The organism is Burkholderia sp. AU45251 (assembly GCF_030482905.1).
In the GTDB taxonomy this organism is placed as follows: Bacteria; Pseudomonadota; Gammaproteobacteria; order Burkholderiales; family Burkholderiaceae; genus Burkholderia; species Burkholderia aenigmatica.
Genome location: NZ_JAUJQH010000070.1, coordinates 1 through 1356 on the forward strand (window position 1 = coordinate 1; position 1356 = coordinate 1356).

The 1356-nt window shown below is 62.5% G+C and carries 1 protein-coding gene; it reads left to right on the forward strand.

Features of this window, described 5'->3' with window-relative positions:
- Window positions 1-57: 57 nt before the first annotated feature.
- Window positions 58-1317 carry an IS256 family transposase gene (locus QZM67_RS39770; RefSeq protein ID WP_301811936.1) on the forward strand — a complete coding sequence of 420 codons (1260 nt, stop codon included), beginning with the start codon at window positions 58-60 and terminating at the stop codon, window positions 1315-1317.
- Window positions 1318-1356: the final 39 nt, after the last annotated feature.

Below are 1356 nucleotides of genomic sequence, written 5' to 3' on the forward strand. Positions count from 1 at the left end.
GAGCCTATCCGAACCTTTGTGTGTGAGGCATAAACTGAAGGCCAAGGAGCCACTTTTATGCCACGCAAACGCAAGGAAGAAGTAACGATTGAGCCGGGCAAGGGCTTGAACCTGGACCCGGAACTGATCAAGCAACTGGTGCCCGGGACGCTGGACCGGGCGACGATCAACGAGCAGCTCGCTGCGCTCAAGAAGGCGATCTTCGAGCGCGCACTGGGCGGCGAGTTGGCCCACCACCTCGGCTACGAGAAGGGCGAAGCCAAGCCGGCCGGCAGCACGAACCATCGCAACGGCACCAGCCGCAAGCGCATCGCGACCGACGACGACCTGCTCGACGTCGAGATTCCGCGCGACCGCGCAGGCACCTTCGATCCGGTGCTGATCGCCAAGGGCGAGCGACGCTTCACCGGCTTCGACGACAAGATCATCGCGATGTACGCACGCGGCATGAGCGTGCGGGAGATTCAGGGCTTCCTGCTGGAGATGTACAGCATCGAGGTGTCGCCGGACTTCATCAGCACGGTGACCGATGCCGTGATCGACGAAGTGCGCGAATGGCAGCAGCGGCCGCTCGAGCCGATGTACCCGGTCGTGTTCTTCGACGCCTTACGAGTCAAGATCCGCGACGAAGGCGTCGTGCGCAACAAGGCGATCTACCTGGCGCTGGGCGTGCGCCGCGACGGCACGCGGGACGTTCTGGGCCTCTGGATCGAGCAGACCGAGGGGGCCAAGTTCTGGCTGCGGGTGGTGAACGACCTGAAGCTGCGTGGCGTGCAGGACATCCTGATTGCCGTGGTCGATGGCCTGAAGGGCTTCCCGGAAGCGATCAATACGGTGTTCCCGGAAACGACGGTCCAGACCTGCATCGTGCATCTGATCCGGAACTCGCTGGACTTCGCCAGCTGGAAAGACCGGAAATCGGTCGCAGCGGCGCTCAAGGAGGTCTACCGGGCGCCGTCGGCCGAAGCGGCCGCCGTGGCGCTGGATGCATTCGACGTGAGCCCGTGGGGTACGAAATACCCACCGATTGCCGCCCTCTGGCGCCGGGCTTGGGATCAGGTGATTCCGTTCTATGCCTTCGCGCCGGACATCCGGAAAATTGTATATACGACCAACGCGATCGAGTCGCTGCACATGCAGCTTCGGAAGATCATCAAGGCGCGCGGCCACTTCCCGTCGGACGAGGCCGCACTCAAACTGATCTGGCTGGCGCTGCGCAACGTCGTTGCCAAGTGGACCGGCTCCCGGCACGATTGGAAGAGCGCGATGACCCAGTTTGCGCTGCTTTACCCGGAGCGATTCAACATCGGAATCTGAGTCTTAACCCGCCTCACACACAAGATTCCGGATACCTCC